This is a genomic window from Haematospirillum sp. H1815 (genome assembly GCF_012102705.1).
In the GTDB taxonomy this organism is placed as follows: Bacteria; Pseudomonadota; Alphaproteobacteria; order Rhodospirillales; family Rhodospirillaceae; genus Haematospirillum.
This window is the reverse complement of record NZ_JAAVTA010000010.1, coordinates 50000-76686: the sequence shown is the minus strand read 5'-3', so window position 1 is coordinate 76686 and position 26687 is coordinate 50000. Positions and strand designations below refer to the sequence as shown.

General features: G+C 54.9%; 24 protein-coding genes and 4 tRNA genes. 17 read left to right on the top strand and 11 right to left on the bottom strand.

Annotation, left to right across the window (positions count from 1 at the left end; genetic code table 11):
* Positions 1-154: 154 nt before the first annotated feature.
* Genes HEQ60_RS09005 through HEQ60_RS08995 form a run of 3 tightly spaced genes read right to left on the bottom strand, consistent with a single transcriptional unit; the run spans position 155 to position 3452 of the window.
* Positions 155-616 (bottom strand): YaiI/YqxD family protein, encoded by a 462-nt coding sequence (locus tag HEQ60_RS09005; protein ID WP_209315490.1) that lies wholly within the window; start codon positions 614-616, stop codon positions 155-157.
* A complete protein-coding gene (locus HEQ60_RS09000) occupies positions 603-1565 on the bottom strand; it encodes a ribonucleotide-diphosphate reductase subunit beta (protein WP_168071358.1) in 963 nt (320 codons plus the stop codon). Before HEQ60_RS09000 ends, HEQ60_RS09005 begins: the two co-directional genes overlap by 14 nt.
* 57 nt (positions 1566-1622) lie before the next feature.
* Entirely contained in the window at positions 1623-3452 is a 1830-nt protein-coding gene (locus HEQ60_RS08995) for a ribonucleoside-diphosphate reductase subunit alpha (protein WP_168071357.1), read from the bottom strand.
* An 811-nt stretch (positions 3453-4263) separates the two neighbouring features.
* Here HEQ60_RS08995 and HEQ60_RS08990 point away from each other — a divergent pair.
* On the top strand, positions 4264-4767 hold the full coding sequence (locus HEQ60_RS08990) for a MarR family winged helix-turn-helix transcriptional regulator (protein WP_168020022.1): 504 nt from the start codon (positions 4264-4266) through the stop codon (positions 4765-4767).
* 82 nt (positions 4768-4849) lie between these two features.
* Here the strand turns inward: HEQ60_RS08990 and HEQ60_RS08985 are convergent, their stop codons facing one another.
* Together HEQ60_RS08985 and HEQ60_RS08980 are read right to left on the bottom strand one after the other, a co-directional pair.
* A complete protein-coding gene (locus HEQ60_RS08985) occupies positions 4850-5413 on the bottom strand; it encodes a universal stress protein (protein ID WP_168071356.1) in 564 nt (187 codons plus the stop codon).
* 161 nt (positions 5414-5574) lie between these two features.
* Entirely contained in the window at positions 5575-5934 is a 360-nt protein-coding gene (locus tag HEQ60_RS08980) for a rhodanese-like domain-containing protein (RefSeq protein WP_168071355.1), read from the bottom strand.
* On the opposite strand from HEQ60_RS08980, the gene HEQ60_RS08975 reads away from it, so the two are divergent.
* Entirely contained in the window at positions 5922-6296 is a 375-nt protein-coding gene (locus HEQ60_RS08975; protein ID WP_322099326.1) for a sulfurtransferase TusA family protein, read from the top strand. The genes HEQ60_RS08980 and HEQ60_RS08975 overlap by 13 nt on opposite strands.
* On the opposite strand, the gene HEQ60_RS08970 is transcribed toward HEQ60_RS08975, so the two are convergent.
* Positions 6293-7132, bottom strand: a complete 840-nt coding sequence (locus tag HEQ60_RS08970; RefSeq protein ID WP_168071353.1) for a DUF2189 domain-containing protein — start codon at positions 7130-7132, stop codon at positions 6293-6295. The genes HEQ60_RS08975 and HEQ60_RS08970 overlap by 4 nt on opposite strands.
* Positions 7133-7387: 255 nt before the next feature.
* On the opposite strand from HEQ60_RS08970, the gene HEQ60_RS08965 reads away from it, so the two are divergent.
* Genes HEQ60_RS08965 through cyoE form a run of 3 tightly spaced genes read left to right on the top strand, consistent with a single transcriptional unit; the run spans position 7388 to position 9888 of the window.
* Entirely contained in the window at positions 7388-7540 is a 153-nt protein-coding gene (locus HEQ60_RS08965) for a hypothetical protein (RefSeq protein WP_168071304.1), read from the top strand.
* Positions 7541-7550: 10 nt separating this feature from the next.
* Complete coding sequence (locus tag HEQ60_RS08960; protein ID WP_168071352.1) at positions 7551-8969, top strand: cbb3-type cytochrome c oxidase subunit I; 1419 nt, start codon at positions 7551-7553, stop codon at positions 8967-8969.
* 52 nt (positions 8970-9021) lie between these two features.
* Positions 9022-9888 (top strand): heme o synthase, encoded by an 867-nt coding sequence (gene cyoE, locus HEQ60_RS08955; protein WP_168071351.1) that lies wholly within the window; start codon positions 9022-9024, stop codon positions 9886-9888.
* A gap of 3 nt (positions 9889-9891) precedes the next feature.
* Here the strand turns inward: cyoE and HEQ60_RS08950 are convergent, their stop codons facing one another.
* The 5 genes from HEQ60_RS08950 to rlmB all read right to left on the bottom strand — a co-directional run bounded on the left by HEQ60_RS08950 (position 9892) and on the right by rlmB (position 12392).
* A complete protein-coding gene (locus HEQ60_RS08950; RefSeq protein WP_168071350.1) occupies positions 9892-10194 on the bottom strand; it encodes a hypothetical protein in 303 nt (100 codons plus the stop codon).
* Positions 10191-10574: a hypothetical protein gene (locus HEQ60_RS08945; RefSeq protein ID WP_168071349.1), complete on the bottom strand. Its 384-nt coding sequence runs from the start codon at positions 10572-10574 to the stop codon at positions 10191-10193. The genes HEQ60_RS08950 and HEQ60_RS08945 overlap by 4 nt, the downstream gene beginning before the upstream one ends.
* Positions 10575-10617: 43 nt before the next feature.
* Complete coding sequence (locus HEQ60_RS08940) at positions 10618-11076, bottom strand: hypothetical protein (RefSeq protein ID WP_168071348.1); 459 nt, start codon at positions 11074-11076, stop codon at positions 10618-10620.
* Between the two features lie 318 nt (positions 11077-11394).
* Positions 11395-11470 (bottom strand) — tRNA-Thr (locus tag HEQ60_RS08935).
* 76 nt (positions 11471-11546) lie between these two features.
* Positions 11547-12392, bottom strand: coding sequence for a 23S rRNA (guanosine(2251)-2'-O)-methyltransferase RlmB (gene rlmB / locus HEQ60_RS08930; RefSeq protein WP_168071347.1), 846 nt, complete (start codon positions 12390-12392; stop codon positions 11547-11549).
* 132 nt (positions 12393-12524) lie between these two features.
* Between rlmB and HEQ60_RS08925 the strand changes: the two genes are divergently transcribed.
* The 12 genes from HEQ60_RS08925 to rpoC all read left to right on the top strand — a co-directional run bounded on the left by HEQ60_RS08925 (position 12525) and on the right by rpoC (position 26608).
* Positions 12525-12610, top strand: a tRNA-Tyr gene (locus HEQ60_RS08925).
* A 52-nt stretch (positions 12611-12662) separates the two neighbouring features.
* Positions 12663-12736, top strand: a tRNA-Gly gene (locus tag HEQ60_RS08920).
* A gap of 90 nt (positions 12737-12826) precedes the next feature.
* Positions 12827-14017 carry an elongation factor Tu gene (gene tuf, locus HEQ60_RS08915; protein WP_168071346.1) on the top strand — a complete coding sequence of 397 codons (1191 nt, stop codon included), beginning with the start codon at positions 12827-12829 and terminating at the stop codon, positions 14015-14017.
* 175 nt (positions 14018-14192) lie between these two features.
* A tRNA-Trp gene (locus HEQ60_RS08910) sits at positions 14193-14268 on the top strand.
* Between the two features lie 158 nt (positions 14269-14426).
* Positions 14427-14624 carry a preprotein translocase subunit SecE gene (gene secE / locus HEQ60_RS08905; RefSeq protein WP_066132271.1) on the top strand — a complete coding sequence of 66 codons (198 nt, stop codon included), beginning with the start codon at positions 14427-14429 and terminating at the stop codon, positions 14622-14624.
* 3 nt (positions 14625-14627) lie between these two features.
* The gene (gene nusG / locus HEQ60_RS08900; protein WP_066132269.1) at positions 14628-15158 is read left to right on the top strand and encodes a transcription termination/antitermination protein NusG; all 531 of its coding nucleotides are present in this window, start codon (positions 14628-14630) and stop codon (positions 15156-15158) included.
* Positions 15159-15266: 108 nt separating this feature from the next.
* Positions 15267-15698 (top strand): 50S ribosomal protein L11, encoded by a 432-nt coding sequence (gene rplK / locus HEQ60_RS08895; protein ID WP_168071345.1) that lies wholly within the window; start codon positions 15267-15269, stop codon positions 15696-15698.
* Positions 15699-15704: 6 nt separating this feature from the next.
* A complete protein-coding gene (gene rplA / locus HEQ60_RS08890) occupies positions 15705-16400 on the top strand; it encodes a 50S ribosomal protein L1 (RefSeq protein WP_168071344.1) in 696 nt (231 codons plus the stop codon).
* 310 nt (positions 16401-16710) lie between these two features.
* On the top strand, positions 16711-17229 hold the full coding sequence (gene rplJ, locus HEQ60_RS08885; RefSeq protein WP_168071343.1) for a 50S ribosomal protein L10: 519 nt from the start codon (positions 16711-16713) through the stop codon (positions 17227-17229).
* Positions 17230-17320: 91 nt separating this feature from the next.
* Entirely contained in the window at positions 17321-17698 is a 378-nt protein-coding gene (gene rplL / locus HEQ60_RS08880; RefSeq protein WP_066132261.1) for a 50S ribosomal protein L7/L12, read from the top strand.
* 379 nt (positions 17699-18077) lie between these two features.
* The gene (gene rpoB / locus HEQ60_RS08875) at positions 18078-22259 is read left to right on the top strand and encodes a DNA-directed RNA polymerase subunit beta (RefSeq protein WP_168071342.1); all 4182 of its coding nucleotides are present in this window, start codon (positions 18078-18080) and stop codon (positions 22257-22259) included.
* A gap of 116 nt (positions 22260-22375) precedes the next feature.
* Positions 22376-26608: a DNA-directed RNA polymerase subunit beta' gene (gene rpoC, locus HEQ60_RS08870; protein ID WP_168071341.1), complete on the top strand. Its 4233-nt coding sequence runs from the start codon at positions 22376-22378 to the stop codon at positions 26606-26608.
* Positions 26609-26687: the final 79 nt, after the last annotated feature.

Below are 26687 nucleotides of genomic sequence, written 5' to 3'. Positions count from 1 at the left end.
AGCACTTCGTAAAAGTATTGCCGGCAGGCTATAGATCACCATAACGGTTGGCCTAGCTGGCTATCATCGTCAACTGCCAGTATTTCTGCCGCGACACACAAGGGGTCGGCATAGAGAAGGTTATGTCATTAGAAGCCCTCTTTTCGGGTATGTGCTACGTTTTGCCTCTGACAAGAAGACGTTCAAGGGCATTCAAAAAAGCCTGCCGATCACGGGATGAATAAGGGCGCGGCCCTCCCGTGATTTCGCCACTGTCACGCAGGTTGGTCATCAAGTCACGAACAGCCAAGGCCATGCCTGCCGAGGCTGCATCCAGGATACGCCCGGATGGAGACAGGGCCGTTGCACCGGCCTCTACACAGCGGGCGGCCAGAGGAATGTCGTTTGTAATGCAGATATCGCCATTTCCAATCTCGGCGGCAATCCAGTGGTCTGCGGCATCTGGCTCTACCGGTACAACAACCTGCCGGATGTGTGCTCCCTCCAGCGAGCGGATCCACTGGTTCCCGACCAGCACCACGGCAATGCCATGACGCCGGGCTGCCCGGACAGCATCTTCCTTGACCGGGCAGGCATCCGAATCAATGTAAAGCACAACGTCCTTATGCAAAGGCATCTTCCCAGCTGCCGCGTGTGGCCGCCTTTGAATACTCGGTTGCCCGGTTCTCGAAGAAGTTGGTGTGCTCGACCCCGTTCAGGATTGCATCCAGCCAGGGTAATGGATTGCGGGCAATATGGTAAGCGGGTTCCAGTCCAAGTTGGGTCAGGCGCAAATCTGCGATATAGCGAATATATTGTTTGATATCGTGTGCTGTCAGGCCTTCTACCGGACCGGCTTCGAAGGCCAGATCGATGAATGCATCTTCCAGCCCTACAATGGTTTGGCATGCCTGTCTCAGGTCTTGTGCTAGGGCTGCTTGGTCAATACTTGGGTTTTCCCCCAGGAACGTCTTGTAAAGGCGGATGATAGAGTTGCAGTGCAGGGTTTCATCGCGCACAGACCATGTCACAATCTGCCCCATACCCTTCATTTTGTTGAAGCGCGGGAAGTTGAGCAGGATGGCAAAGCTGGCAAACAGCTGGAGTCCTTCGGTAAAGGCACCAAAGACGGCCAGTGTTCGGGCAATATCTGCGGGTCTTTCAACGCCCCACAGCTGCATATAGTCGTACTTGTCCTTCATTTCCTTGTAGTGGAGGAAGGCGGCATATTCCGTTTCGGGCATCCCGATGGTGTCCAGAAGATGGGCATACGCGGCAATATGAATGGTTTCCATGTTGGAAAAGGCCGCGAGCATCATCTGCACTTCGGTTGGTTGAAACACGCGCGTGTAGTTGCGCATGTAGCAGTTGTTCACCTCGATATCGGATTGAGTGAAGAAGCGGAAAATCTGGGTCAGGAGATGCTGTTCACCTTCACTCAGCTTATGGCGCCAGTCCTTGACGTCCTCGGCCAAGGGCACTTCTTCCGGAAGCCAGTGAAGCTGCTGCTGTATCAGCCAGGCATCGTAGCACCAAGGATAGCGAAATGGCTTGTAGACGTGATTCGTGGGGGTCAGCAGTGACATGGCAATGATACCGTCCGGATATAGAGTACAGAGCGAGAGCGGGGCCCGGTAAGCAGTTTACTGGCAGGCCAAGCATTCTTCGTAGTTAGTTGGGGTACTGCCTGCATTGTCCTGTTCAACAGGGAGCGTGTTGCTGGCAACCCGATCACGGGCCGATACTACCTCTGCCCTTTGCAGCGACTTGGAGCGACAATAGTACAGGCTTTTGACGCCTTTCTTCCACGCCAGCATGTGGATCTGGTGCAGGTCCCGCTTGTGTACGTCTGCGGGCAGGAAAATGTTCAGGGACTGAGCCTGGTCAACCAGCGGCGCCCTGTCTGCCGCATGTTCGATAATCCAGCGCTGGTCCAGTTCAAAGGCTGTCTTGAAAACATCTTTTTCGTCCTGGGTCAGGAAATCCAGGTGCTGTACTGAACCCTCATTGACTGTAATCGACGTCCACGTTTCCTCGTCGTTTCGCCCTTTGTCAGCCAATACTTTTTCCAGGGCGCGATTGCGTACCAAGAAACTGCCGGAAAGCGTTTTGTGGGTAAAGGCGTTTGCGGCAATGGGCTCGATACCCGGGCTGGTGCCGCCGCAGATAATGGAAATGGATGCGGTTGGCGCGATTGCTGTTTTATTGGAGAAGCGCTCCATAATTCCATAATCAGCAGCATCAGGGCATGGGCCCCGCTCGGCAGCCAGGGCGCGGGATGCTGCATCAGCCTGCGTCTTGATGTGCCGGAAGATCGTTTTGTTCCAGACTTTTGCCATCACAGACTCGAACGGAATCATGTTGTTCTGAAGAAACGAATGGTACCCCATGACTCCTAGGCCAACAGAACGCTCCCGCATGGCAGAGTACTTGGCCTTGGCCATGCTGTCCGGGGCCCGATCGATAAAGTCTTGCAGTACGTTATCAAGAAAACGCATGACGTCTTCGATAAAGCGGGGCTCGTCTTTCCATTCCATATAGGTTTCAAGGTTCAGGGACGACAGGCAGCACACCGCTGTGCGGTCATGTCCAAGATGATCCCGCCCCGTCGGCAAGGTAATTTCGGCGCACAGGTTGGATGTGCGTACGCTCAGCCCGGCCCTTTTCTGGTGTTCGGGGAGGGCACGGTTCACTGTATCGGAGTAGATAATGTACGGTTCCCCGGTTTCAACCCGGGCCAGCAGGATGCGGATCCACAGGGCGCGAGCCTTGACCTGTCGCATGACCTGACCATCGCGCGGGCTGATCAGGGCCCAGTCACCGTCTTTTTCCACAGCGTCCATAAACGCGTCAGACAGCAAAATGCCATGATGCAGGTTCAGGGCCTTGCGGTTGGGATCGCCCCCGGTCGGACGGCGCAGCTCGATAAATTCCTCGATTTCCGGATGCCAGACCGGCAGATACACTGCAGCGGAACCGCGCCGCAATGACCCTTGGGAAATGGCTAGGGTCAGGCTGTCCATAACCCGGATAAAGGGGACAACACCCGACGTTTTTCCAACCGTTCCAACCTTTTCACCGATTGAGCGCAGGTTCCCCCAATAGCTGCCAATTCCCCCCCCGCGGGCAGCCAGCCATACATTTTCAGTCCATAAGTCAACGATACCAGCAAGGGAATCGTCCGCTTCGTTCAGGAAGCAGGATATGGGGAGCCCGCGGCTTGATCCGCCGTTCGATAGAACTGGTGTTGCCGGCATGAACCATAGCTTGGAAATATAGTCATACAGACGGCACGCATGCCCATCGTCGTCAGCATAGGCACTGGCAACCCGCGCAAAAAGATCCTGGTAGCTTTCGTTGGGGAGAAGGTAACGATCTGCAAGAACGGCTTTTCCAAAATTGGTCAGCAGATCATCGTGCGCGGTGTTGATCTGGATTTGAGGGGGGGTGGCAAGCTGTACGGCATTAAGCACGACGATATCTCCCGGGGGGGTCTTTGCAGGACATGGTCAGGGCACTGAACAGTGCGGTGATGGCAGAGTTGTACCTTTTTCAGGCACGCGGCGGCTCTTTTCAGCTCCTTTCCATGGGGTCCAGATACATTCAAGCAGCGCGACGTCAACCGGGTGAGAACAGCCCGCTGCGGACACCGCAGTGCCCCGTTTTTACGGTAGGCCCTGTTTGGCAGCGTGATTGCCATCGCGTCTATATATAGTAAATGTATTTTGATTTGCGTCAATATCTTGCGTTTTTCGGCAAATCGTGGCAGGGGGGCTTGCGCCGTTGGGGGCACACCATATCGACCTTTTTTGCCTGGGGCAATCTGCAAGAAAAAGGCATGTCTGTATCCTGTGTGTACCCTGCAGACAGGGATGCAGAATTCTTTGTTTCAGAATACTCTTCTTGCGATAGTTTTTGTGCCCGATCTCATGCGTGCATTCGGTCTTTCCGTGCTTCCTTTCTTTATTTTTTCGATGGTTCAGGGGCCGTAGTGCGGTTGGGTTGGTAGAGCCTACGAATGGTGTAACCTGTTAAAATTTACAGGTTGCACGACGTTCTTTTTGTTGGCTCCCATCATGATGCACATCTTTAATGCAATGTAATATAATAATATTTTATCTAGTGCTCACATATTGCCTATACTTTTGCTGTATAATGCCTGCAACCATAGGCTTTCTTTTTCTTTGCCATCATACCGATAACTCTGTATCACGGTGCATGAAGGGAAAACCGGTGCGGGCGAGGACACCGGTCCCGAACGTAACAGTGTGGGGTAATAAAGAGATGTATGAAGACGTCCTGACGCTGACAAAAGACCATGCTTCCGAAGTTCCGGATCACCATCAGAGAAACGTCCGGGTCGATGAGAGTCCCGCTCCAGTTGTGCTGGAAGAGCAGATTGGACATCTGCTTCGTAAAGCCAATCAGCGGGCTACCGCCATTTTCCAGTCCCAGCTGGGAAGCGCGGAATTTACATTACCGCAGTTCTCTGCCTTGGTTAAGTTGCTGGAAAAGGGGACTGTTTCCCAGAACTCTCTTGGTCGCCTGATCGGTATGGATGCCGCAACTATGCAGGGTGTGGTGAGGCGATTGAGTGAAAGGGGCATGATAGAGCGTTGCGCTGACGAGCGAGACCGCAGGCGTGTCAAGTTGACGGCTACGTCTGATGGGCGTCGGATGGTTTCTTCTGCTGTGCAGGCTGTTGCCAGGGCTGCGGAACAGACGTTGGCTCCGCTGACGCCGCGGGAACAGCAGACTTTTCTCCGTCTTTTGCGCCGACTGACCTGATCTTTTTCTTTATTGTGTGTTGCTATGCAGCCGGGCATGTCATGTCCGGCTGCAGTGTTTTCAAGCTTCGCAATACGGTGATTCAGCACAGTGCGTCAATATCCACGGGTGTCAGGAATCCAGGAATAATTGTGACTGGAACGGGCAGGGATGTCGCTGTAACAGCCTGTATCAGAGGGGCCATCCCCTCCCCATGCGGCCTGGATGCCGTGACCATAATGGTAATGTCCCGGTATTCGTCCAGGACAGACAGAATCTCTTGCAGGGGATCGCCTTCCCGCAGGATCAGTTGGGAAAAGACTCCGCTGATCCGGTGTATCTCAGCGGCAGCTCGTTGCAGGCGTTCTTCGGCCTGTTGCACGGAATCATCACGTATTCTGGAGCCAACAAAGATCCAGTCTGTTTGTTCAGAGGAGGGAGCAACGCTCAGCAGGGTTATACGGGCGGCTTCATTATAGGCCCTCCAGGCGACATAACGTATGACGGCCTGAATCTCCGGCGTTTCGTCAATCAGTATCAAGAACCCACGCAGACCATTTTCGCCTCTTATGGCGCATGCTGGTAAGGCTGAGGGAGGGTCAGAAGCAAGGGGAGGGGGTTTTTCTATCCCCATCAGGCGTTTCATCAATGCCAGAAACGAAGCCATGGGTTTTTCCCCTTCGGAGGTGGCGCACAGGTTGGGCTATTGTCGCAGGGACAATGCCTGTTGTTCTCATGATGTCTAGTGACGGTCAGATTGCAATCTGTGAGCCCTTGTTATGCTGAAACAGGGCCATGCAGCCAAATGGCCCTATTCCATGATTTGGATTATGGGCCACTGTGTCGGGTTTTGCCGCCCTTTTGCACCCAGTTCAGGATCCCTCCTTCCATACGGAACAGGTCTTGTGAGAATCCTGCTGCTGCCAGGATGCCAGAAGCGATGCCGCACCGTTGTCCGCTGCGGCAGTGGAGAACCAGTTTTTTACCCGTTGTATCCGGAAAGTCTGAGGGGTCAAAGCGGCTGAGGGGTATTAAAACAGAGCCCGGGATGTGCTCTGCGTGATATTCGTGCTCTTCCCGCACATCAATTAGGATGGCCTCCCCACGTTCCAGCCACATCATGATGGTTTCCGGGGTTTCAATTTGGATACGGGGTTTGTTGTTGTCTTCTGTGTGTGAAGCGTGCATGGCGGATTTCCACAAGACATGAAACGGATCTGTATTCATACTACCCTGATGCTGTAAGTGCATCTCTATGTTCAGATTATGCAGGGAGTGGGGTTTTGGGTCGTGTGCCCTGTTATGAGCTGGATTGTCGTGGCATGTCCTGCCCGCTGCCTGTCTTGAGAACTCTTCGCGCGGTCGCAGACCTTCATCCTGGCGAGAGTTTGAGAGTTATTTGTGATGGCCATGTTGATGAAAGTGACTTTCGTGCACTGTGTCAGAAGGCTGGCGTGACGCTGGTATCAAGCGACAAAGGTCGGGGACAGCAGATCATGCTGATCAGCCGTCCCGATTCTGCCAACAGCAAAATAACCTTTTATCGCTAGTCAACCATGGCTTTGTATGCGTGCCATGATGCATGTGCAATCAGGGGCAGGGTCACGATAAGGCCAATAAAGAACGTGCCGATTCCGACGCCTGTAATCAGGACAATGGCTGCAGCCCAGCCGAACATGGCGTGTTTGTTGCCGTATACGGCGCGGACGCTCGTAATCATTGCGGCATAGGCGGATATGTTGCGGTCAATCACCATAGGCAGGCTGATTGCCGATATGGCAAAAACACCGGCGGCGATAAAGCCGCCAATCAGGGTGCCCAGTGCCAGAAAGGGGGGGGCTTGCGGCGATGCCAGCAGTGAGCCGATGAAGTTGCTCATATTTGGCGGTGCACTGCTGAAAAAGATCGCAAACAGCACAAGTGACACAACAAACCACAGCATCATGGCAACCATCAAGGTCATGCCAATCATGCCAAGTTGCATGGAATTGCGTTTGTAGACCTTGAGCGTATCCGAAAACGTCACAGGCTGGTTTTCAGCGTGCAGGCGGCTGATTTCATAAAGGCCAACGGCGGCAAATGGAGCAATCAGCATGAAGCCGGCAACCAGGGGGACCAGAAGGGACTCCATGCCAACGGCAAAAAGACCGGAAGCCATCAGCCAGGCAATAACGGAAAAAACAGCCCCGTACCCCAAGCTGATCGCGGGAGCTGTCATCAGGTCATCCCATCCCCGGGCCAGCCAGCGTGTTGTCTGATCAACGCTGACGCTGCGTATCCCCGGCCACGAGGTGCTTCCATACCATAAGCTAGCGGCGGCCTCGGGGGAGACGGCTTGTTCTGGATGCGCATTGCGATGGTACTCTTCGGACGTCTCTGTTGACATGACCAGTCTCCGCGTCTTGGATCCACATGCCATGTACTATACGGGGAAGGAGGTTGATCTGGAAGGCTGTTTGATAATACGACCTGTATCTATTACAGTAAATGATGGTCATATATGTATTATTACGAATGATTGTATAGATGCATCGACAATAATACATCTTCCAGATTTCTTGTGAAGTGTATAAAGTCCCTTCCGGTCATTTCAGGGGATGGTCGTTTTGTGTTGATTCAAGGGGATCGGTAAGGGGGAATTATGACCGATATAACAGGAGTTGCTGTTGATATAAGGCAGAAGCATTCTTCACGCTTGTTCTGGCGGAATGTTCTTCTTGGGGTATTTCTTACGGTTCTGGCGTTGGGTTTCTATGTTGGCATTATCGTCAAGATAGGACTTGTTGGCCTCTAGGGGTATTGCCATGAAGGGCAGAACCGTTCTCTGGTCCATGATCCCGGTGCCTGGAAGCCTGCGCTCGGAAACGCGGTACTGGGTTTTGCTGTCGCTGTCTTCTCTTGCTCTTGCCGGGGGTCTTGCTCTTTTGCTTGCCTTGTCGCGGACGCCGGGCGTGCAGGAGTATTTGCCAGTTCACTTTTTCCGGGCGGCGCTGGTTACGCACGTTATTTTCAGCGTTGTTATATGGTATCTGGGCATGGCAGCCGCTGTATGTACCTATCTTGTTGCAGCACGCAGCAGTCCATATTTTTCAGAAGAACGGACGGATCTCTTCCGTTTTGCTCCGTCCTTGGCGACGGGGGGAATGGTTCTTCTTCTGGTTCCATTTTCTCTTGGCCTTGGGGAGCCATCCCTGAATAATTATGTGCCGGTTATTGGTCATCCCGTTTTCGGGCTTGGTCTGGTGTTGCTTGGCATTGCATTCAGTGCTCCTTTCTATCGTGTTCTGATGTGGCCCGATGGCCGGGATTCCGGAGCTTGTTTGTTCTGCGCCCGTGGGTTGGCGGCGGTATGGTTTCTGGCGCTGGTATGCTGTGTCCTGGCGGCACTGACTATGCCGTCCGGGCTTCAGTCCGTTCCTTTCAACGAAACCCTGTTTTGGGGAACAGGTCATCTGTTGCAGTTCCTGAACTTCCTGATGATGGTGCTGATCTGGCAAGACGTTGGGCGCCGCCTGCACGGGGAATATCCACTCTCTTCCGGTTTGCTGCGCACTATTGTTGTTCTTGTCGTGTCTGTGGCCTTGCTTGGTCCATTTCTTTATTTGTTTCTGGATCCACGTGATGCGCGTTTGTTCTCGCACTTTACCCTGCTGTATCAGCTTGGGTTGATTGGTCAGCCTTTTCTTGCTGTCGCAGGGCTTGTGGGCGCCCTGTTGTGCAGGGGGTTGAAGCCAGGAACGGTGCAGGGAGCAGGGCTTGGGCTGTCGTGTTTGTTGTTTGTTATCGGTGGTCTGTTTGGCTATGCCCTGGGAGGAGGAGACACGCGCACGCCGGCTCATTATCACCTTGTGATTGGTGGAGTGATGCTGGCCCTGATGGTTTTTCTTGCCACGGTGTTGTTGCCGTGGCTTGGCTATTCCCTGGCTCGTATGCGCTCCGTCCTGAGATGTCTGGGACTGTATGGAGCCGGGCAGCTCTTGCACGCCGGTGGACTGTTTGTTGCCGGTAGTTCTGGTATTGCGCGCAAGACCGCCGGGGGAAGCCAAGGGTTGGATACGCCCCTTGAGATCGTGTCGATGATGGCGATGGGTTGTGGAGCCTTGGTTGCTGTTATCGGGGGTGCGTCTTTTGTCTGGATTATTGGATCCCGGTTGCTGGGGCCGCCATCTGTCTTGTCTGAATCCCTGACGGAGAGTGGAGGCAGGTATTTGGCAAAGACCTGAGTGGTCTGTTCTGGGGTGATGATCCGAGGGGTTTGGAGGGAAGGGGAGTCCTATGAATTTTTTTGGTTATCTGGAGCTGTGCAAGCCCAGAATTGGTGTCATGATTGCGCTGACTGCAGCCGTTGGCTATGCAGCCGTTGCCGAAAGCCTGGATCCGGCCGCCTTGGTGGTTCTGGTCTTGGCCATGCTTCTTGGGTCTGCGGGCTCGTCCGTCTTCAATCATTTCTATGATCGTGACATTGATCGCCGGATGAAGCGCACGGCCGGTCGTCCTTTGGCTGCTGGACTTATCAGCAAGCCGGTGCATGCCTTGTGGTTTTCGGGGCTTCTTCTTGTGGCGGGCCTGTGGCTGGCCTTGGGGGCTTTTAACTGGGCCGTGGCGCTGCACCTTTTCTTGGGGGCATTTATTTATGCCATTGTCTATACGGTCTGGCTCAAGCGTCGCACATGGCTGAACATTGTTATTGGTGGGGCTGCGGGCAGTTTTGCTGTTCTGGCGGGTGCAGCGGCCTTTGATCCCGGTGTTTGGCTGTTGCCCGTACTTATGGCGATTACCTTGTTTCTCTGGACGCCTTCCCACTTCTGGGCCTTGGCTATCCTGCTCAAGGATGATTATGCCGGTGTCGGTGTTCCCATGTTGCCGGTTCTGGTTGGGGAGGCCCGTTGTTCACGGTGGATTCTGGGCAACACCATTCTTCTGGTTATGTCTGCAGCGGTTCCTTGGATGATGGGGCTTCTGGGGGCGGTGTATGGTGCTGTCTCGACAGGAGCGGCGCTGCTGTTTCTTTGGCAGAATATACGACTGTTTCGTGCCCCGGGCCGGTCAGAGGCACGGCAAGTCTTTCTGGGATCGATGCAATATCTGTCCCTTGTCTTCTTGGCTGTTGTCCTGGACCGACACCTGCCAGTCTTGTGGTAGGGGTCAGGGTTTGCGGGGTTTGGCGCGTACGGCCCCATACCCGCAGTCGCACTTTTGCCCCGGTGTCATCAGCTTGAGCGTCAGCGGCGCTCCCTGCTGGTCGGCCCCGGGGTGCTCCCACCGGAACAGGGCGCCACATTTTTGACATACCTTTTCGTTGGGCGCTGTCCGTGGTGCCTTTGATCCCCGTAATCCGAGCGCTTTTGCAGTGGGGGTGGCAGGACGACCCGGCAAGGGAAGGCCCGGACCTTCGCCGCGCCGAACCGGTGGTGGCAAGGGACGATCCTGACGGGGAGGGAGTGTCATTCCTGTGGCTCCGGTGGTGGTGGGGGCATGGGGATGGCATCTTCAACAATGTCGACGTAGCCGACCTCTATGGCGTGTTCCAGTGCAACCAGGCCTTCGCGTGCCTCCTCATACATGGTGCGCAGGCGTCCGATATCCCGAATGCCTGTCTCCGAGGCGCATTGCCAGTCCATGGTTGTGACAGCAAGCAGATAGCTGGCCCGTAGGCGGGCAACGGAAACAGCGACGCGAAAAAAGGAGTCCCTAGTAAAGCGGGGAACTTTTTCGTGAATAATTTCACGGTTTGCTGACCTGATGGAGATCTCAACCTCGTCCAGAAACCTGCGCCGTTGCTGCAGGCCTTCCGTGTCGTCAGTCTGGAAAACAGAGGGGCGGGTCATGGCAGCACGCTTCAAAGCCCGTTGATGACACAGGCTAACACAGTCATGGGTTGTCAGGAATAGTTCTGTCCTGGCCCTCTATGGACAGGTCTCCATGAAGGGCGCCCAAGCTCTCGCAGGCGAGATAGTGTTGGAGAACAGACGGATTGCGGGCGGTGATCGCAGGTTTCCAGCGTGATGCGGATTGACCGGCAACGTGGCGGGTAAAGGACATGGCTTGGTCCCATTCCATGGACAGGGATGCGATCAGGGTTGCCGTTACGCCAACGTCGGTGCCTATTTGCCCTATCTGTTCTGCTGTCCTGTGGTTGCGACTCGCCATCGACAAGGCGCGATAGAAGCCAGAGCATTCAGCAAAAGCCACGGAGATTTGCATGATGCTTTCATCGGCCCCGGTCTCGGGAGATCCGAAGGCAGGGCGCGGTGGCAGCCAAAGCATCAGGGCAATGACCAAGATGCCCGGATACAGAAGCGTTGGTGTTGTATGTGGCGAATCTGCCATACGCAGAATCCTGCTGTGCCCCTGTTGCGCCACAACAGCCAGAGTCAGTCGTATGTGTGCGCATCTCTCCCTCCACTTTTACCCCGGGGGCGCCCAGCGTCCACATGCATGCATGTGATTATGCATTTTTCCTTCGGTAGTCCCGTCCAGGATTATCGGAAGAGTATGTAGAATGCTGATTTTCAGGCGTTTATTTTGGGGATCGAATGATCAATCACGCATTTCTGGCGAGACGAAACTGACTTGCTCCAAACCGGATGGGGTTGGAACAGACAAGGGCCCCGGACTTCTGGCGACGTCCGGGGCCCTTGTAATATCTGGTGCCCCCAGCAGGACTTGAACCCGCGACCCCCTGATTACAAATCAGGTGCTCTACCAGCTGAGCTATAGGGGCATGATCTGGCTGCGGCACTAAATAAACTGCTGCTCGCCAGAGGGAAACCCCTTTTTTATGTCTGACAGTATGTTTTTTATACTGTTCTTGCTGTTTGTGTCCGGAAAAGCTCGTACAAGGCCACGGCGGCGGCATTGGAAACATTCAGACTCTCAACGGCTCCGCTCATGGGTAGGGATGTGAGAATATCGCAGTTTTCACGGGTTAGCCGACGCAGGCCGCTTCCCTCTGATCCAAGTGTCAGCGCTATTTTTCCTGATAGTCGTGCTTCCGGAAGGGTGGAGGGGGCATCCGCGGTCAATCCGGAAATCCAGAAACCGCCGTCCTTAAGAACAGACATGGCCCGTACCAAGTTGGAAACGCGTATCAGGGGCATGCGTTCCAAGGCACCGGATGCGGATTTGGCCAGTGTCCCTGTTTCTTCCGGCGAATGCCGGTCCTGTATAATAACGGCCAATGCCCCAAAGGCGGCGGCTGACCGGATGATGGCTCCGACATTGTGTGGATCTGTCACCTGATCCAGGATCAGCACGGTTGCTGAATCCATATTTCTGGCTTTGGAAACAACATCTTCTGGGCCAATGGCGGGCAAGGCTCTGACCTGCAGGGCAAGGCCCTGGTGCACGCTGCCGGGTGGTAGAAGAAGATCCAGTTCTTCCCGGTCCATGATCGTGGTGGGAATCTGGCGGAGTGCCTGCTTGGCGACTGTATCCAGTGTCTCCAGCACGTCACGTGTAGCCATCAGCTGTATACACGGGCGATCCGGGTTGAGCAGTGCGGCTTCCACAGGGTGCTTTCCGTACAGCCAGATGCCTGCTCCCGCATCGGGATGCCGGGTATGCTCTTCGCGCTGGTGACCTGCTGGACGGGAGCGCGGGGTGTCGCGTCGTCCGGAGGTTTGGGAACGCGGCTTGCGGGACATGGGGGACTCCTGAAAAGTAAGGGTGCCGGAATAGGTTGGCGTGCAGAGTAGGGCTTATTTTCCCGTTGACAAGGGGGGCTGTGTCCTAGTAAACCCGGGCCTCCCGCTGATGCGGGTTATCGCGGTACCCATGGAGGGGTGGCCGAGTGGTTAATGGCAGCAGACTGTAAATCTGCCGACGGATGTCTACGTAGGTTCGAATCCTACCCCCTCCACCATACAGCAGCGTCATACAGCTCTTTGCGCTGCCTGTATCAAGGGTACAGGTGTGCGGGTGTAGCTTAATGGTAAAGCTCCAGCCTTCCAAGCTGGCTACGTGGGTTCGATTCCCATCACCCGCTCCAATGCACTGAATATTCTCTGGTGTTGTGCCGGGGGCGGCCTTGGCGCACGTCAACCCCCTAACAGGTAGCATTCAGAAGGCAATCGCTGAAATGAGCAAGGCAAAATTTGAGCGGACGAAGCCGCACTGCAACGTTGGCACGATTGGCCACGTTGATCACGGGAAGACGTCATTGACGGCGGCTATTACGAAGGTTCTGGCTGAGACGGGTGGTGCTACGTTTTCCGCGTACGACCAGATTGACAAGGCCCCCGAAGAGCGCGCCCGCGGTATTACGATCTCGACGGCCCACGTTGAGTATGAGACGACGAACCGTCACTACGCGCACGTTGACTGCCCGGGTCACGCTGATTATGTGAAGAACATGATCACCGGTGCCGCGCAGATGGATGGTGCCATTCTGGTTGTCTCTGCCGCGGATGGCCCGATGCCGCAGACCCGCGAACACATTCTGTTGGCTCGCCAGGTTGGAGTTCCGGCCTTGGTTGTGTTCCTGAACAAGGTTGACCAGGTTGATGATCCGGAGCTTCTGGAGCTGGTTGAGCTGGAAATCCGGGAGCTTCTGTCCTCGTATGACTTCCCCGGGGATGATATTCCCATCATCAAGGGATCTGCGCTGGCCGTTCTTGAAGACAGCGACCCGAAGATCGGCAAGGAAGCGATTCTGGAGCTGATGCGCGCTGTTGATGAATACATCCCGCAGCCGGATCGTCCGAAAGACCTGCCGTTCCTGATGCCGATTGAAGACGTGTTCACGATTTCTGGTCGTGGTACCGTTGCGACCGGTCGTGTGGAGCGCGGTATCCTGAAGGTCAACGATGAAGTCGAGATTATTGGCCTGAAAGACACCACCAAGACCACCTGTACCGGTGTGGAAATGTTCCGCAAGCTTCTGGATCAGGGTGAGGCCGGTGATAACATCGGTGCGCTGCTGCGTGGCGTGAAGCGTGACGACGTGGTGCGTGGTCAGGTCCTTGCCAAGCCAGGTTCGATTACGCCGCATACCGAGTTTGAATCGGAATGCTATATCCTGTCGAAGGACGAAGGTGGCCGTCATACGCCGTTCTTCTCCAACTACCGTCCACAGTTCTACTTCCGTACCACCGACGTAACCGGAACAATTGCGCTGTCGGAAGGTACCGAAATGGTCATGCCCGGAGACAATATCCGTATCAGCGTTCGCCTGATTGCGCCCATTGCTATGGATGAAGGTCTCCGCTTCGCCATCCGGGAAGGCGGCAGAACCGTCGGCGCCGGTGTCGTCTCCAAAATTAACAAGTAACAATCCAAAATCGAAGTCGTTCCGGGAGGTTTGAATGAAATCTTCCGGAAAGGACTTGATCTTTCCGGGGTGTCCGGTTATATCCTGCCGCTCCGGTCATTCCGGAGAAAGCCAAGGCAAAATTTGCACTGTTAATGTGCGTGTTATGCGCTTTGGTTCGGTCCAGGCGTCCTGAAGGGGTGTAGCTCAACTGGTAGAGCACCGGTCTCCAAAACCGGGGGTTGCGGGTTCGATCCCTGCCGCCCCTGCCAAGGATTTCTGAAAGACCGTGCCCGGCCAGTGCCGGGCGCTGTCATATCGTGTTGGTGCCTGTGGCGGCTCCATCCACAAGTTGGTCCGGAGCCTCTTTAGTTGTGTCGTTTCCGGCGTTTGGTGTTGTGCAGTTTTCCGGTGGGTGTTGAGTAGAGCCATGGCAAAAACCAATCCTGGTCAGTTTGTGCGGCAGGTCCGCCAAGAGGTTGCGCGTGTTGTGTGGCCAACCCGCAAGGAGGCGGCGGTGTCTACCGTCATGGTCTTTGTGATGGTTGTTCTCGCAGCGCTTTTTTTCTTGATGGTAGACCAGGTTCTTGCTTGGGGCGTGAAGCTGATTTTTGGCCTGGGAGGCTGATCTATGGAAGCGCGTTGGTACGTTCTGCACGTTTATTCCGGGTTTGAGAACAAGGTTGCCCAGTCCATTCGCGAGCAGGCTGTTCGCAAGGGGCTGGATGCGCAGTTTGAGGAAATTATGGTGCCGACCGAGGAGGTGGTGGAAATCCGTCGCGGCTCCAAGGTTCATGCTGACCGCAAGTTTTTCCCGGGTTATGTTCTTCTCAAGATGCAGATGACGGACGAGAGCTGGCATTTGGTGAAGGATACACCGAAAGTCACTGGTTTCCTGGGTGGCCGCGGGCGCCCTGTTCCGATCACTCAGCAAGAGGCCGAGCGCATTATCAACCAGGTGCGTGAGGGTGTTGAGCATCCCAAGTCTTCTGTTACGTTCGAGGTGGGTGAGCAAATTCGTGTTGCTGATGGTCCGTTTGCTTCCTTCAATGGAATGGTTGAAGAAGTCGATGAGGAGCGCGCTCGTCTGAAGGTTTCTGTGTCTATCTTCGGTCGTGCTACGCCCGTAGATCTTGAATTTTCCCAGGTCGAGAAGGTCTAGGGGGGAGTATTCCTCTCGCTGCGGCATATGTTTATGCAGTGCGGGAGTTTTTATGTGGGAGGTCTGTGCCGGGCTGTACCACTGCCTTTCTTTGTGATGAGGTAAAAAATGGCAAAAAAAATAGTTGGTTACGTCAAGCTGCAGGTGCCTGCGGGCAAGGCTAACCCGTCCCCGCCGATTGGTCCGGCGCTTGGTCAGCGTGGTCTGAATATCATGGAGTTCTGTAAGGGCTTCAACGCTGCAACCCAAGGAATTGAGCCGGGTACACCAATTCCGGTTGTCATCACGGCCTATGGTGATCGTACGTTCTCTTTTGTTCTCAAGACGCCGCCTGTCAGCTACTTCTTGAAAAAAGAGGCCAGTGTTGCCAAGGGATCTACAACGCCGGGCCGTGGTGCCAGCGTTGGTCGGATCACAATGGCGCAGATTCACAAGATTGCTCAGGTCAAGATGGTTGATCTTAATTGCGACACAGTTGAATCGGCCGCTGAGATGATCAGGGGTTCTGCCCGTTCCATGGGTCTGGTGGTTGAGGAGTAAGGGACGATGGCAAAGCTTGGCAAGCGTCTGTCCGCAGCTTATGAAGGCGTTGATCGCGAGAAGCTGTATACATTGGTTGAGGCGGTTGGTCTTGTGAAGGAAGGCTCTCGGGCCAAGTTCGACGAGACGATCGAGGTTGCGGTTAATCTGGGTGTTGATCCCCGGCACGCTGACCAAATGGTTCGTGGTGTTGTGGAGTTGCCGCACGGAACAGGCAAGGCTGTTCGGGTTGCCGTGTTTGCAAAGGCTGGCAAGGCTGATGAAGCGAAGGCTGCTGGAGCTGATATTGTCGGTGCCGAAGAGCTTCTGGAATCAATCCAGCAGGGTAAGATCGACTTTGATCGCTGCATTGCATCGCCTGACATGATGGGTCTGGTCGGCCGTGTTGCAAAAATCCTTGGTCCTCGTGGTCTGATGCCCAACCCAAAACTGGGTACCGTGACGGTTGATGTGGCCTCTGCTGTCAAGGCAGCCAAGGCAGGTCAGGTTCAGTTCCGTGTCGAAAAGGCCGGTATTGTTCATGCGGGTATCGGTAAGGCTTCCTTTGATGAGGGTAAGCTGGTAGAGAATGTTCGGGCCTTTGTTGATGCCATTCAGAAGGCGAAGCCGTCTGGGGCGAAGGGGTCCTATATGCAGAAAGTTTCGCTCAGCTCCACCATGGGGCCGGGTGTTAAGGTCAGCATTCCTTCCATTGCGGGGTAATGCTGTTGTCTGTCAGGGCGGTTTTTATGCCGCCTTGGCGGAGGCTCTGGTTGATCCGGGGTTTATGACCTGTCCAAGACTACGGGTACCTTGCGTGGGCAAGGTTCTAAGAGGGGAGCGCCCCGCCTGTACAGACGGGAGTTGAAGAGTTTGTCAGTCGGTTTTCCTGATGCCTGTGTGTCAGAGTTCCGTTGTCGAGTTTCAGCTTCCGGGGCAGATGATACCCTCCGTACTTTTTGTATTGGAGGACGTCGCAACCAATCCTGTCCGGTATGTTTGCCGGGTCAGGGTGAAGAAGCGGAGACGCACCGTGAACCGTGAACAGAAACAGGAGTTGGTGTCCGAACTCCACGGTCTGTTCGGAGAAGTATCTACCGTCGTGGTTGCCCATTATTCCGGGCTGACCGTGGCGGATCTGGAATCTCTTCGTAAACAGATGCGCGCAGTAGGCGCCAGTTTCCGTGTAACCAAGAATCGGCTCACGCGTATTGCTCTTGAGGGTACGAAGTTTGATGGCCTTTCCAGCCTTCTTACCGGACCGACCGGCATGGCCGTGTCGGCTGACCCGGTAGCTGCTGCGAAGGCCATGGTCGAGTTTGCCAAGACGAATCCAAAGTTGATTATTCTTGGCGGTGTTATGGATGGAAATGCCTTGGACGTCGATGGCGTCAAAGCCTTGGCATCCTTGCCCAGCCTCGATGAACTTCGTGCCAAGCTGGTTGGCATGCTGCAAACCCCGGCCACGCGTGTGGCGACCGTGCTGTCTCAGCCCGGCGCCGGTGTGGCTCGTGTTCTCAGTGCCTATGCAACCAAGGGCGAGGCCGCCTGAGTCGCTGTTTTCCCGCAGTAAGCGGGGAAGGAAAAACATTTGCCGGATTGCTTGATGTGTATTGGGCCCGGCTGACATACGGAGTAAGAAAATGGCTGATCTTGCCAAGCTTGTTGATGAATTGTCCTCCCTGACTGTTCTTGAAGCCGCTGAATTGTCCAAGTTGCTGGAAGAGAAGTGGGGTGTTTCTGCTGCTGCTCCTGTAGCTGTTGCTGCTGCTGCCCCGGGTGCTGCTGCCCCGGCTGCTGAAGAAAAGACAGAATTTGATGTTGTTCTTGCTTCTGTCGATGCGAAAGACAAGATCAACGTGATCAAGGAAGTTCGTGCAATCACCGGTCTGGGTCTGAAGGAAGCCAAGGATCTGGTCGAAGGCGCACCGAAGACCGTGAAGGAAGCTGCTTCTAAGGAAGATGCCCAGAAGATCAAGGACCAGCTCGAAAAGGCTGGTGCCAAGGTTGAGCTGAAGTAATTTCCGTCCTGCTGTTCCAGTTTTGCCGGGGGTTGCGTTCGTGACCCCCGGCACGCTGCCGTTTTTAATCCTGAATTGCAGGATGAGGCGTGGGGTGTTAGAAAAGCGTGGCTCGCTGCGTGGCAGCGGATTTTGATAGATCAGGGTTCCTCCCCAGAATCTGGTTCTTCCAGGTTTTGCGGAGGTCAGTCCGGACGCCGTATGACAGGGCACATGCGGGCAGTGGGACTGAGCCACCTTGTATTTCGGGAATGGCGGTTTGGTGCATGCTCTGGCACCTTCTGCCACGGCCTTCTTCTGGAGATTTCAGGAGCGGGCTGCGTTCAGTCTGCAAGATTCTTTAGATTCATGCAGGCATGTCACAGACTAAGGAGCGACAATGGCCAAGTCCTTTACAGGTCGGAAGCGGGTACGTAAGAGTTTTGGGCGCATCCGCACGGTAGCCCCTATGCCGAACCTGATCGAGGTTCAGAAGAACTCCTACGATCAGTTCCTTCAGACAGGAATCCCTGCGGATAAAAGAGCCCCTTCGGGTTTGCAGGAAGTGTTCAAGTCGGTTTTTCCGATCAAGGACTTTGCCGGGAAGGGCGAGCTTGAGTTTGTCCGCTATGAACTGGAAGAGCCCAAGTATGATGTTGACGAGTGTCAGCAGCGTGGGATGACCTTTGCTGCTCCGCTGAAGGTGACACTTCGTTTGGTCGTCTGGGACATTGATGAAGATACGGGTGCCCGTTCTGTTCGTGATATCAAGGAGCAGGATGTCTACATGGGGGATATGCCCATGATGACCCGTAATGGTACCTTTATTGTGAATGGTACCGAGCGTGTTATTGTTTCCCAGATGCACCGTTCTCCAGGTGTGTTTTTTGATCATGACAAGGGTAAGACCCATTCGTCGGGCAAATACCTCTTTGCCGCGCGCGTGATTCCCTATCGTGGTTCGTGGCTGGATTTTGAGTTTGATGCAAAGGATATGGTCTATGTCCGTATCGACCGTCGCCGCAAGCTGCCAGTCAGCACCTTGTTGTATGCGCTTGACTCCAAGGCTGCAGAGGCTTTGCGCGTGGAGCGTGCCCGTGCCCGCCAGCCGCTGGATCCAGCTGAGCTGACCGGGCTGTGTGCCGAAGATATTCTGAACTATTTCTACGACCGTATCGTCTATACGGCTGATGCTCGTGGGTGGAAGACGGCTTTTGTTCCCGAACGTCTGAAGGGCGTGAAGCTTCCCTATGATCTGATCGATGCTGCTACGGGTGAGCTGAAAGCGGAAGCCGGTACCAAGGTTAGCCCACGTCTTGGCAAGAAGCTGATCGATGACGGGCTTTCGGAGATGCGCGTGCCTGTCGAGGACCTCGTCGGGCGTTATGTTGCTGAAGACATCATTAATCCTGCGACAGGGGAGGTATTCCTGGAAGCAGGTCAGGAAATCACCGAAGCAACCTTGGCAGAGCTTGACAGGAATGGCATTGATGAGCTGCCAACCCTGCATATTGATCACGTTCAGGTTGGGCCATATATCCGTAACACGTTGTTCGCGGACAAGAATACCTGCCGTGAAGAAGCGCTGATCGACATTTACCGTGTTATGCGCCCGGGTGAGCCGCCGACGCTTGAAGCGGCTGAGTTGCTGTTCCGTGGTTTGTTCTTCGATCCGGAGCGTTATGATCTCTCGGCCGTTGGTCGCGTGAAGATGAACTCCCGCTTGAGTCTGTCGATGGATGAGGCTCCGGATACGGTTCGTGTTCTGCGTCGCGATGATATTCTGCGCATTATTAAAGTCTTGGTAGAGCTGAAAGATGGGCGTGGGGAGATTGATGATATCGACCACCTTGGTAACCGTCGTGTTCGCTCTGTCGGCGAATTGATGGAAAACCAGTACCGCGTTGGTCTTTTGCGTATGGAGCGCGCAATCCGTGAGCGTATGTCCAGCGTGGATATTGATACGGTCATGCCTCATGATCTTGTCAATGCCAAGCCTGCTGCTGCAGCTGTGCGCGAGTTTTTTGGCTCTTCCCAGCTCTCACAGTTCATGGACCAGACCAACCCGCTGTCGGAAGTGACGCACAAGCGGCGTTTGTCGGCTTTGGGCCCAGGTGGTTTGACGCGTGAGCGTGCCGGGTTCGAGGTTCGTGACGTGCACCCGACCCACTATGGTCGTATCTGCCCGATTGAAACGCCGGAAGGGCCGAACATTGGTCTGATCAACAGCTTGGCAACGTATGCTCGTGTCAATCAGTACGGGTTTATCGAGGCTCCTTATCGCAAGGTTGTCGACGGGCGTGTGACCGATGAAGTCATCTACATGTCCGCAATGGAAGAGGGTCGCTACACAGTAGCCCAGGCTAATGCCGAACTGGATGCAGAGGGTCGCTTTGTTGGCGATCTGGTGTCCTGTCGGGCGGCTAGTGACTACGTTATGGTGCCACCTTCGGACATTGACTATGCGGACGTGTCACCCAAGCAGCTGGTCTCTGTTGCTGCGGCCCTGATTCCGTTCCTGGAAAATGACGACGCCAACCGCGCTCTCATGGGCTCGAACATGCAGCGCCAAGCTGTGCCTTTGATCCGTGCCGAGGCACCTTTTGTCGGTACTGGTATGGAAGGTGTTGTGGCCCGTGATTCCGGGGCAGCCATTTCGGCTGGCCGGACCGGTATTGTCCAGCAGGTTGACGCAACGCGTATCGTGATCCGGGCAACTGAAGATGTGGACGCGGCGCGTTCCGGTGTGGATATCTATCGTCTGGCCAAGTTCCAGCGTTCAAACCAGAGCACCTGTATTACCCAGCGTCCTTTGGTTAAGGTGGGTGATGTCGTTCGTAAGGGCGATATTATTGCCGATGGCCCGTCGACGGACTTGGGTGAGCTGGCTCTTGGGCGTAACGTGCTGGTTGCCTTCATGCCATGGAATGGCTTCAACTACGAAGATTCGATCCTCATTTCCGAACGAATCGTGCGCGATGACGTGTTTACCTCGATTCATATCGAAGAATTCGAAGTCATGGCACGTGATACCAAGCTGGGTCAGGAAGAAATCAGCCGCGACATTCCCAATGTTGGTGAGGATGCCCTGCGCAATCTTGATGAAGCCGGCATTGTTTACATCGGTGCTGAAGTCAAGGCCGGGGATATTCTGGTTGGCAAGGTAACGCCAAAAGGCGAGAGCCCTGTTACGCCGGAAGAAAAACTTCTGCGTGCCATTTTCGGTGAGAAAGCGTCTGATGTCCGTGATACATCGCTGCGTTTGCCGCCGGGTGTACAGGGCACCATAGTCGAGGTGCGTGTCTTCAACCGCCGTGGTGTGGAAAAAGACGAGCGTACCTTGGCGATTGAGCGTGCCGAGATCGAGGGGCTGGCCAAGGATCGTGACGACGAACGGGCTATCCTGGATGGCTCTTTCAGTAATCGCCTGAAAGAGAAGCTGCTGGGGCAGAAGGCTGTGGCCGGCCCACGTGGTTTCCGTGTCGGAGCCGTGCTGTCAGATGAGGTTCTGAAGGAATATACTCCGGGGCAGTGGCGTCAGTTTGCTGTTGAGGCGGATGATGTTATGGCCGAGATCGAGGGGATGAAGAAGACCCACGAGGAGGCTATCGCCCAGCTTCAGGCTCGCTTTGAGAGCAAGGTGGAGAAGCTGCAGCGTGGTGACGAGCTGCCCCCGGGCGTTCTGAAGATGGTCAAGGTCTTCGTGGCTGTGAAGCGCAAGTTGCAGCCTGGAGACAAGATGGCCGGGCGCCATGGGAACAAGGGTGTTATCTCCCGCATTGTTCCAATTGAGGACATGCCCTACCTTGCTGATGGAACGCAGGTGGATATCGTGCTCAATCCGTTGGGCGTGCCTTCCCGTATGAACGTCGGGCAGATTCTGGAGACCCATCTGGGCTGGGCCTGCCGTGGTCTTGGCAAGCAGGTTGGTGAGTATCTGGATGCCGTGCGATATAATAACCGGACCATGGATGATCTGCGTGACAAGCTGAAAGCTGTCTATGGGCCAGAAGCCTACAAGGCCGAGGTGGCCGATCTGGGTGACGAGGAAGTGCGTGAGCTGGCCTCAAACCTGAGAAATGGTATCCCCATTGCTACGCCTGTGTTCGATGGTGCACGTGAAAGCGATATCGCCGAGCATCTGGCCATGGCCGGCCTGCAGACATCTGGTCAGGTGATGCTGTATGATGGTCGGACGGGTGAGCCATTCGACCGGGAAGTCACTGTGGGCTATATCTACATGCTCAAGCTTCACCACTTGGTCGATGACAAGATACACGCCCGTTCCATCGGCCCCTATTCGCTGGTGACCCAGCAGCCTCTGGGCGGTAAGGCCCAGTTTGGTGGACAGCGCTTTGGTGAAATGGAAGTGTGGGCCCTTGAGGCGTATGGGGCAGCCTATACCCTGCAGGAAATGTTGACGGTCAAGTCGGACGATGTTTCCGGGCGTACGAAGGTCTATGAGGCGATCGTGCGTGGTGACGATACGTTCGAGGCAGGTATCCCTGAATCGTTCAACGTTCTGGTGAAAGAGATGCGGTCGTTGGGTCTGGATGTGGAGCTTTTGCAGAGCGACAGCTAGGCAATCCCTGTCCATATCGAACAGCCCCCGACGTAACCATTTTTAGAGGAAGAGCGCGGACAGCGGGATGAAAACCAAAGAGTGGTATCATCCCTTCCCGCGACAGGAGAGCAGGCATGAATGACCTCATGAAGATCTTCGGTCAGGCCAGCGGCAGCCAGTCGTTTGACCAGATCAAGATTTCCATCGCCAGCCCTGAGAAGATCCGTTCCTGGTCTTTTGGCGAGATCAAAAAGCCGGAAACGATAAACTATCGTACCTTCAAGCCAGAGCGTGACGGGCTTTTCTGCGCCCGCACCTTTGGGCCAGTGAAGGACTATGAGTGCTTGTGCGGCAAGTACAAGCGCATGAAGTTCCGCGGCATTATCTGCGAAAAGTGCGGTGTTGAAGTCACCCTCTCCAAAGTCCGCCGCGAGCGTATGGGGCATATCGAGCTTGCTGCCCCCGTAGCTCATATCTGGTTCCTGAAGTCGTTGCCCAGCCGTATCGGTTTGTTGCTGGACATGACGCTGAAGGATTTGGAACGCCTTCTGTATTTTGAAAACTACCTGGTTATCGAACCTGGTCTGACGCCTTTGAAGCAGTATGAACTGCTGACAGAAGAGCAGTACCAGCGTGCCCAGGAAGAATATGGCGAGGACAGCTTTACAGCCGGAATTGGTGCCGAAGCGATTCGCGATATGCTGATGGCTCTGGATCTTGAGGAGCTCAAGGTTCAGATTCGGACAGAAATGCGTGAGACCTCTTCGGAAGCGAAGCGCAAGAAGTTGGTCAAGCGTCTGAAGCTCGTTGAGGCTTTTCTGGAATCCAGCTGTCGTCCGGAGTGGATGATTCTGGAAGTCATTCCGGTTATCCCGCCTGAATTGCGGCCGCTGGTCCCTCTTGACGGTGGTCGTTTTGCCACTTCGGATCTCAACGATCTGTACCGGCGTGTGATCAACCGTAACAACCGCCTCAAGCGTCTGATCGAATTGCGTTGTCCGGAAATCATTATCCGTAACGAAAAACGTATGCTGCAGGAGTCTGTAGATGCCCTGTTTGACAACGGTCGTCGCGGTCGTGCGATTACCGGGGCCAACAAGCGTCCGCTGAAGTCCTTGGCTGATATGCTCAAGGGCAAGCAGGGTCGCTTCCGTCAGAACCTGCTTGGCAAGCGCGTCGATTATTCCGGCCGTTCGGTCATCGTGGTTGGTCCGGAGCTGAAACTACACCAGTGTGGTTTGCCGAAGAAGATGGCTCTGGAGCTCTTCAAGCCCTTTATCTACTCCAAGCTTGAACTGTACGGTCTGGCCACGACCATCAAGGCGGCTAAGCGTATGGTCGAGAAGGAGCGTCCCGAGGTTTGGGATATTCTGGAAGAGGTTATCCGCGAGCATCCCGTGATGCTCAACCGTGCTCCGACACTGCACCGCCTCGGGATCCAGGCATTTGAGCCGGTTCTGGTCGAAGGTAAGGCGATTAACCTGCATCCGTTGGTGTGTACGGCATTCAACGCCGACTTTGACGGTGACCAGATGGCCGTGCACGTTCCGCTGTCCCTTGAGGCGCAGCTGGAAGCCCGTGTGTTAATGATGTCGACCAACAACATTCTTAGCCCGGCGAACGGGAAGCCCATTATTGTGCCAACCCAGGACATGGTTCTGGGGCTGTACTACATGAGCTTGGAACGCGAAGGTGAGAAGGGCGGTGTCGCCAAGGTCATGGTTGATGGCGTTGAGCACGAGCGTTGGAGCACGTTCGGTGATCTGGCCGAAATTGAGCATGCCCTGAATGCTGGTACTGTTTCTCTGCACGCCCGGGTAAAGGCCCGGTTGAGAACCGTGGATGCAGAAGGTCAGCCTGTCGTGCGTACGGTGGTTACAACCCCGGGCCGGATGATTCTGGCGAGTGTATTGCCGCACCACGCCAAGGTGCCTTTCGAGCTGATCAACCGCCTGCTGCGCAAGAGGGATATCCAGGACGTTATTGATACGGTTTACCGTCACTGCGGTCAGAAAGAGACCGTGATTTTCTGTGATCGCATCATGGCTCTGGGCTTCCGTCAGGCTGCAAAAGCCGGTATTTCCTTCGGTAAGGATGACATGGTCATCCCAGCCACCAAGGAAAAGCTGGTGCTGGAGACCGAGACCCAGGTCAAAGAGTTCGAGCAGCAGTACCAGGAAGGGCTGATTACCCAAGGCGAAAAGTACAACAAGGTTGTTGATGCTTGGTCGCAGTGTACGGATCGTGTTGCCGACGAGATGATGAAGGAAATCTCGCGCATCGAGCCAGGTAAGCCGATCAACTCGGTTTACATGATGGCACACTCCGGTGCGCGTGGATCAGCAGCCCAGATGAAGCAGCTGGCCGGGATGCGTGGTCTTATGGCCAAGCCGGACGGCTCTATCATCGAGACGCCTATCCTGTCGAACTTTAAGGAAGGTTTGACGGTTCTCGAGTACTTCAACTCTACTCACGGCGCTCGTAAAGGGCTTGCGGATACAGCCCTGAAAACAGCAAACTCCGGATATCTGACCCGCCGTTTGGTCGATGTGGCCCAAGATGCCATCATTACCGAAGAAGACTGCGGAACAGAGCGCGGCTTGACCGCTGTTCCGGTGATGGACGGTGGTGAACTGGTTGTTTCCCTTGCCGAACGTATTCTTGGTCGGACGGCTGCTGAAGATGCGCTGAACCCCTCCACGGGTGAAGTTGTTTTCCCCAAAGGTGAGATTATTACCGAAGCCGATGTAGAGCGGATTGAGGCAGCCGGGATTGAATCCTTGCTTATTCGGTCAGTCCTGACATGCGAAACGCAGACAGGAACCTGTGCGAAGTGCTACGGTCGCGACTTGGCACGTGGAACGCCGGTAAATATCGGTGAGGCTGTCGGTGTGATTGCCGCGCAGTCCATTGGTGAGCCGGGTACGCAGTTGACCATGCGTACGTTCCACATCGGTGGTGCGGCTCAGCGTGGTGCGGAGCAGTCCAGCATTGAAGCCTCATTCGACTCCCGCGTAAAGCTGGAAAATCTTGGTATTGTCCGCAATTCCGAAGGCATCAATATCGTCTTGTCGCGCAACTGCGAAGTTGTCCTGCTGGATGCTTCGGGTCGTGAGCGTGCCCGTCATCGTGTCCCGTATGGTGCAAAGCTGTATGTGACAGATGGGCAGAATGTGACGCGAGCGACCAAGATGGCCGAGTGGGATCCGTATACGCTGCCCATCATTACCGAAAAAGAAGGTACGGTTCACTTTATGGATCTCGTCGAAGGCGTGTCCATGCGTGAGCAGATGGACGAAGCGACTGGTATTTCCTCGCGCGTGGTCGTGGACTGGAAATCGCAGCCGCGTGGTGCGGATCTGCGTCCCAGGATTACTCTGCGTGATGAGGCCGGCGAGCTGATTATGCTACCGAGCGGGGTTGAAGCACGTTATTACATGTCTGTCGACTCCATCCTTTCTGTCGAGCCGGGACAGCGTGTCAGTGCGGGTGATGTTCTGGCTCGTATTCCGCGTGAAAGCTCCAAAACACGCGACATCACCGGTGGTTTGCCCCGGGTTGCCGAGTTGTTTGAAGCGCGCAAGCCGAAAGACCACGCGATTATCGCCGAGATCGATGGTCGGGTTGAGTTCGGTAAGGACTACAAGAACAAGCGTCGGGTTTTGGTTGTTCCCATCACGGAAGATGGTCCGGGCGAGCCGATGGAATACTTGGTTCCCAAGGGCAAGCACTTGGCCGTCCAGGAAGGCGATTATGTCAAGAGAGGCGATCCGTTGATGGATGGAAACCCCGTTCCGCACGATATCTTGCGGGTCATGGGTGTTGAGGCTTTGGCTGACTACCTGATCAAGGAGATTCAGGACGTTTATCGTCTTCAGGGCGTCAAGATCAATGACAAGCACATTGAGGTCATTGTTCGTCAGATGCTCCAGAAGGTTGAAATCTCCGAGGCTGGCGACACCACCTTCCTTGTTGGTGAGCAGGTTGATCGTATCGACTTCCAGAACGAAAACGAGAAGACCATTCGTGAGGGTGGCCGTGAGGCTGCGGGTGTTCCGGTTCTTCAGGGTATAACCAAGGCATCCTTGCAGACACACTCTTTCGTTTCTGCGGCTTCATTCCAGGAGACGACCCGTGTTCTGACCGAAGCATCTACCTCTGGCAAGGTGGATGCTCTGGTGGGCCTGAAGGAAAATGTGATCGTCGGTCGCCTGATTCCAGCCGGAACGGGTGCTGCGATGAACAAGTACCGTCAGGTTGCGGCGCGTCGCGATCGGGAACTCGCGGCTGTCCAAGAAGCAGCAGCCGAGTCGGTACCTGTTATCTCATCATTATCGGCGGCTGGAGTCGTTCCTCCTGCTGAGTAATTTCGTGCAGGATTTGGCATTTTGCCGTTGATTTAACATGTTTTGCCAAGATGGCCCGGGGCATGATTATTTTTATGAC

Coding starts and splice junctions, on each gene's coding strand:
- HEQ60_RS08940 (WP_168071348.1), bottom strand. CDS start 11,076: ATGGCAGATTCGCCACATACAACACCAACGCTTCTGTATCCGGGCATC.
- HEQ60_RS08980 (WP_168071355.1), bottom strand. CDS start 5,934: ATGCACGCTTCACACACAGAAGACAACAACAAACCCCGTATCCAAATT.
- HEQ60_RS09000 (WP_168071358.1), bottom strand. CDS start 1,565: ATGTCACTGCTGACCCCCACGAATCACGTCTACAAGCCATTTCGCTAT.
- rplA (WP_168071344.1), top strand. CDS start 15,705: ATGGCAAAGCTTGGCAAGCGTCTGTCCGCAGCTTATGAAGGCGTTGAT.
- HEQ60_RS08960 (WP_168071352.1), top strand. CDS start 7,551: ATGAAGGGCAGAACCGTTCTCTGGTCCATGATCCCGGTGCCTGGAAGC.
- rpoC (WP_168071341.1), top strand. CDS start 22,376: ATGAATGACCTCATGAAGATCTTCGGTCAGGCCAGCGGCAGCCAGTCG.
- rlmB (WP_168071347.1), bottom strand. CDS start 12,392: ATGTCCCGCAAGCCGCGTTCCCAAACCTCCGGACGACGCGACACCCCG.
- rpoB (WP_168071342.1), top strand. CDS start 18,078: ATGGCCAAGTCCTTTACAGGTCGGAAGCGGGTACGTAAGAGTTTTGGG.
- HEQ60_RS08965 (WP_168071304.1), top strand. CDS start 7,388: ATGACCGATATAACAGGAGTTGCTGTTGATATAAGGCAGAAGCATTCT.
- HEQ60_RS08945 (WP_168071349.1), bottom strand. CDS start 10,574: ATGACCCGCCCCTCTGTTTTCCAGACTGACGACACGGAAGGCCTGCAG.
- cyoE (WP_168071351.1), top strand. CDS start 9,022: ATGAATTTTTTTGGTTATCTGGAGCTGTGCAAGCCCAGAATTGGTGTC.
- HEQ60_RS08990 (WP_168020022.1), top strand. CDS start 4,264: ATGTATGAAGACGTCCTGACGCTGACAAAAGACCATGCTTCCGAAGTT.
- rplL (WP_066132261.1), top strand. CDS start 17,321: ATGGCTGATCTTGCCAAGCTTGTTGATGAATTGTCCTCCCTGACTGTT.
- HEQ60_RS08985 (WP_168071356.1), bottom strand. CDS start 5,413: ATGGCTTCGTTTCTGGCATTGATGAAACGCCTGATGGGGATAGAAAAA.
- HEQ60_RS09005 (WP_209315490.1), bottom strand. CDS start 616: ATGCCTTTGCATAAGGACGTTGTGCTTTACATTGATTCGGATGCCTGC.
- rplK (WP_168071345.1), top strand. CDS start 15,267: ATGGCAAAAAAAATAGTTGGTTACGTCAAGCTGCAGGTGCCTGCGGGC.
- HEQ60_RS08970 (WP_168071353.1), bottom strand. CDS start 7,132: ATGTCAACAGAGACGTCCGAAGAGTACCATCGCAATGCGCATCCAGAA.
- HEQ60_RS08950 (WP_168071350.1), bottom strand. CDS start 10,194: ATGACACTCCCTCCCCGTCAGGATCGTCCCTTGCCACCACCGGTTCGG.
- nusG (WP_066132269.1), top strand. CDS start 14,628: ATGGAAGCGCGTTGGTACGTTCTGCACGTTTATTCCGGGTTTGAGAAC.
- tuf (WP_168071346.1), top strand. CDS start 12,827: ATGAGCAAGGCAAAATTTGAGCGGACGAAGCCGCACTGCAACGTTGGC.
- secE (WP_066132271.1), top strand. CDS start 14,427: ATGGCAAAAACCAATCCTGGTCAGTTTGTGCGGCAGGTCCGCCAAGAG.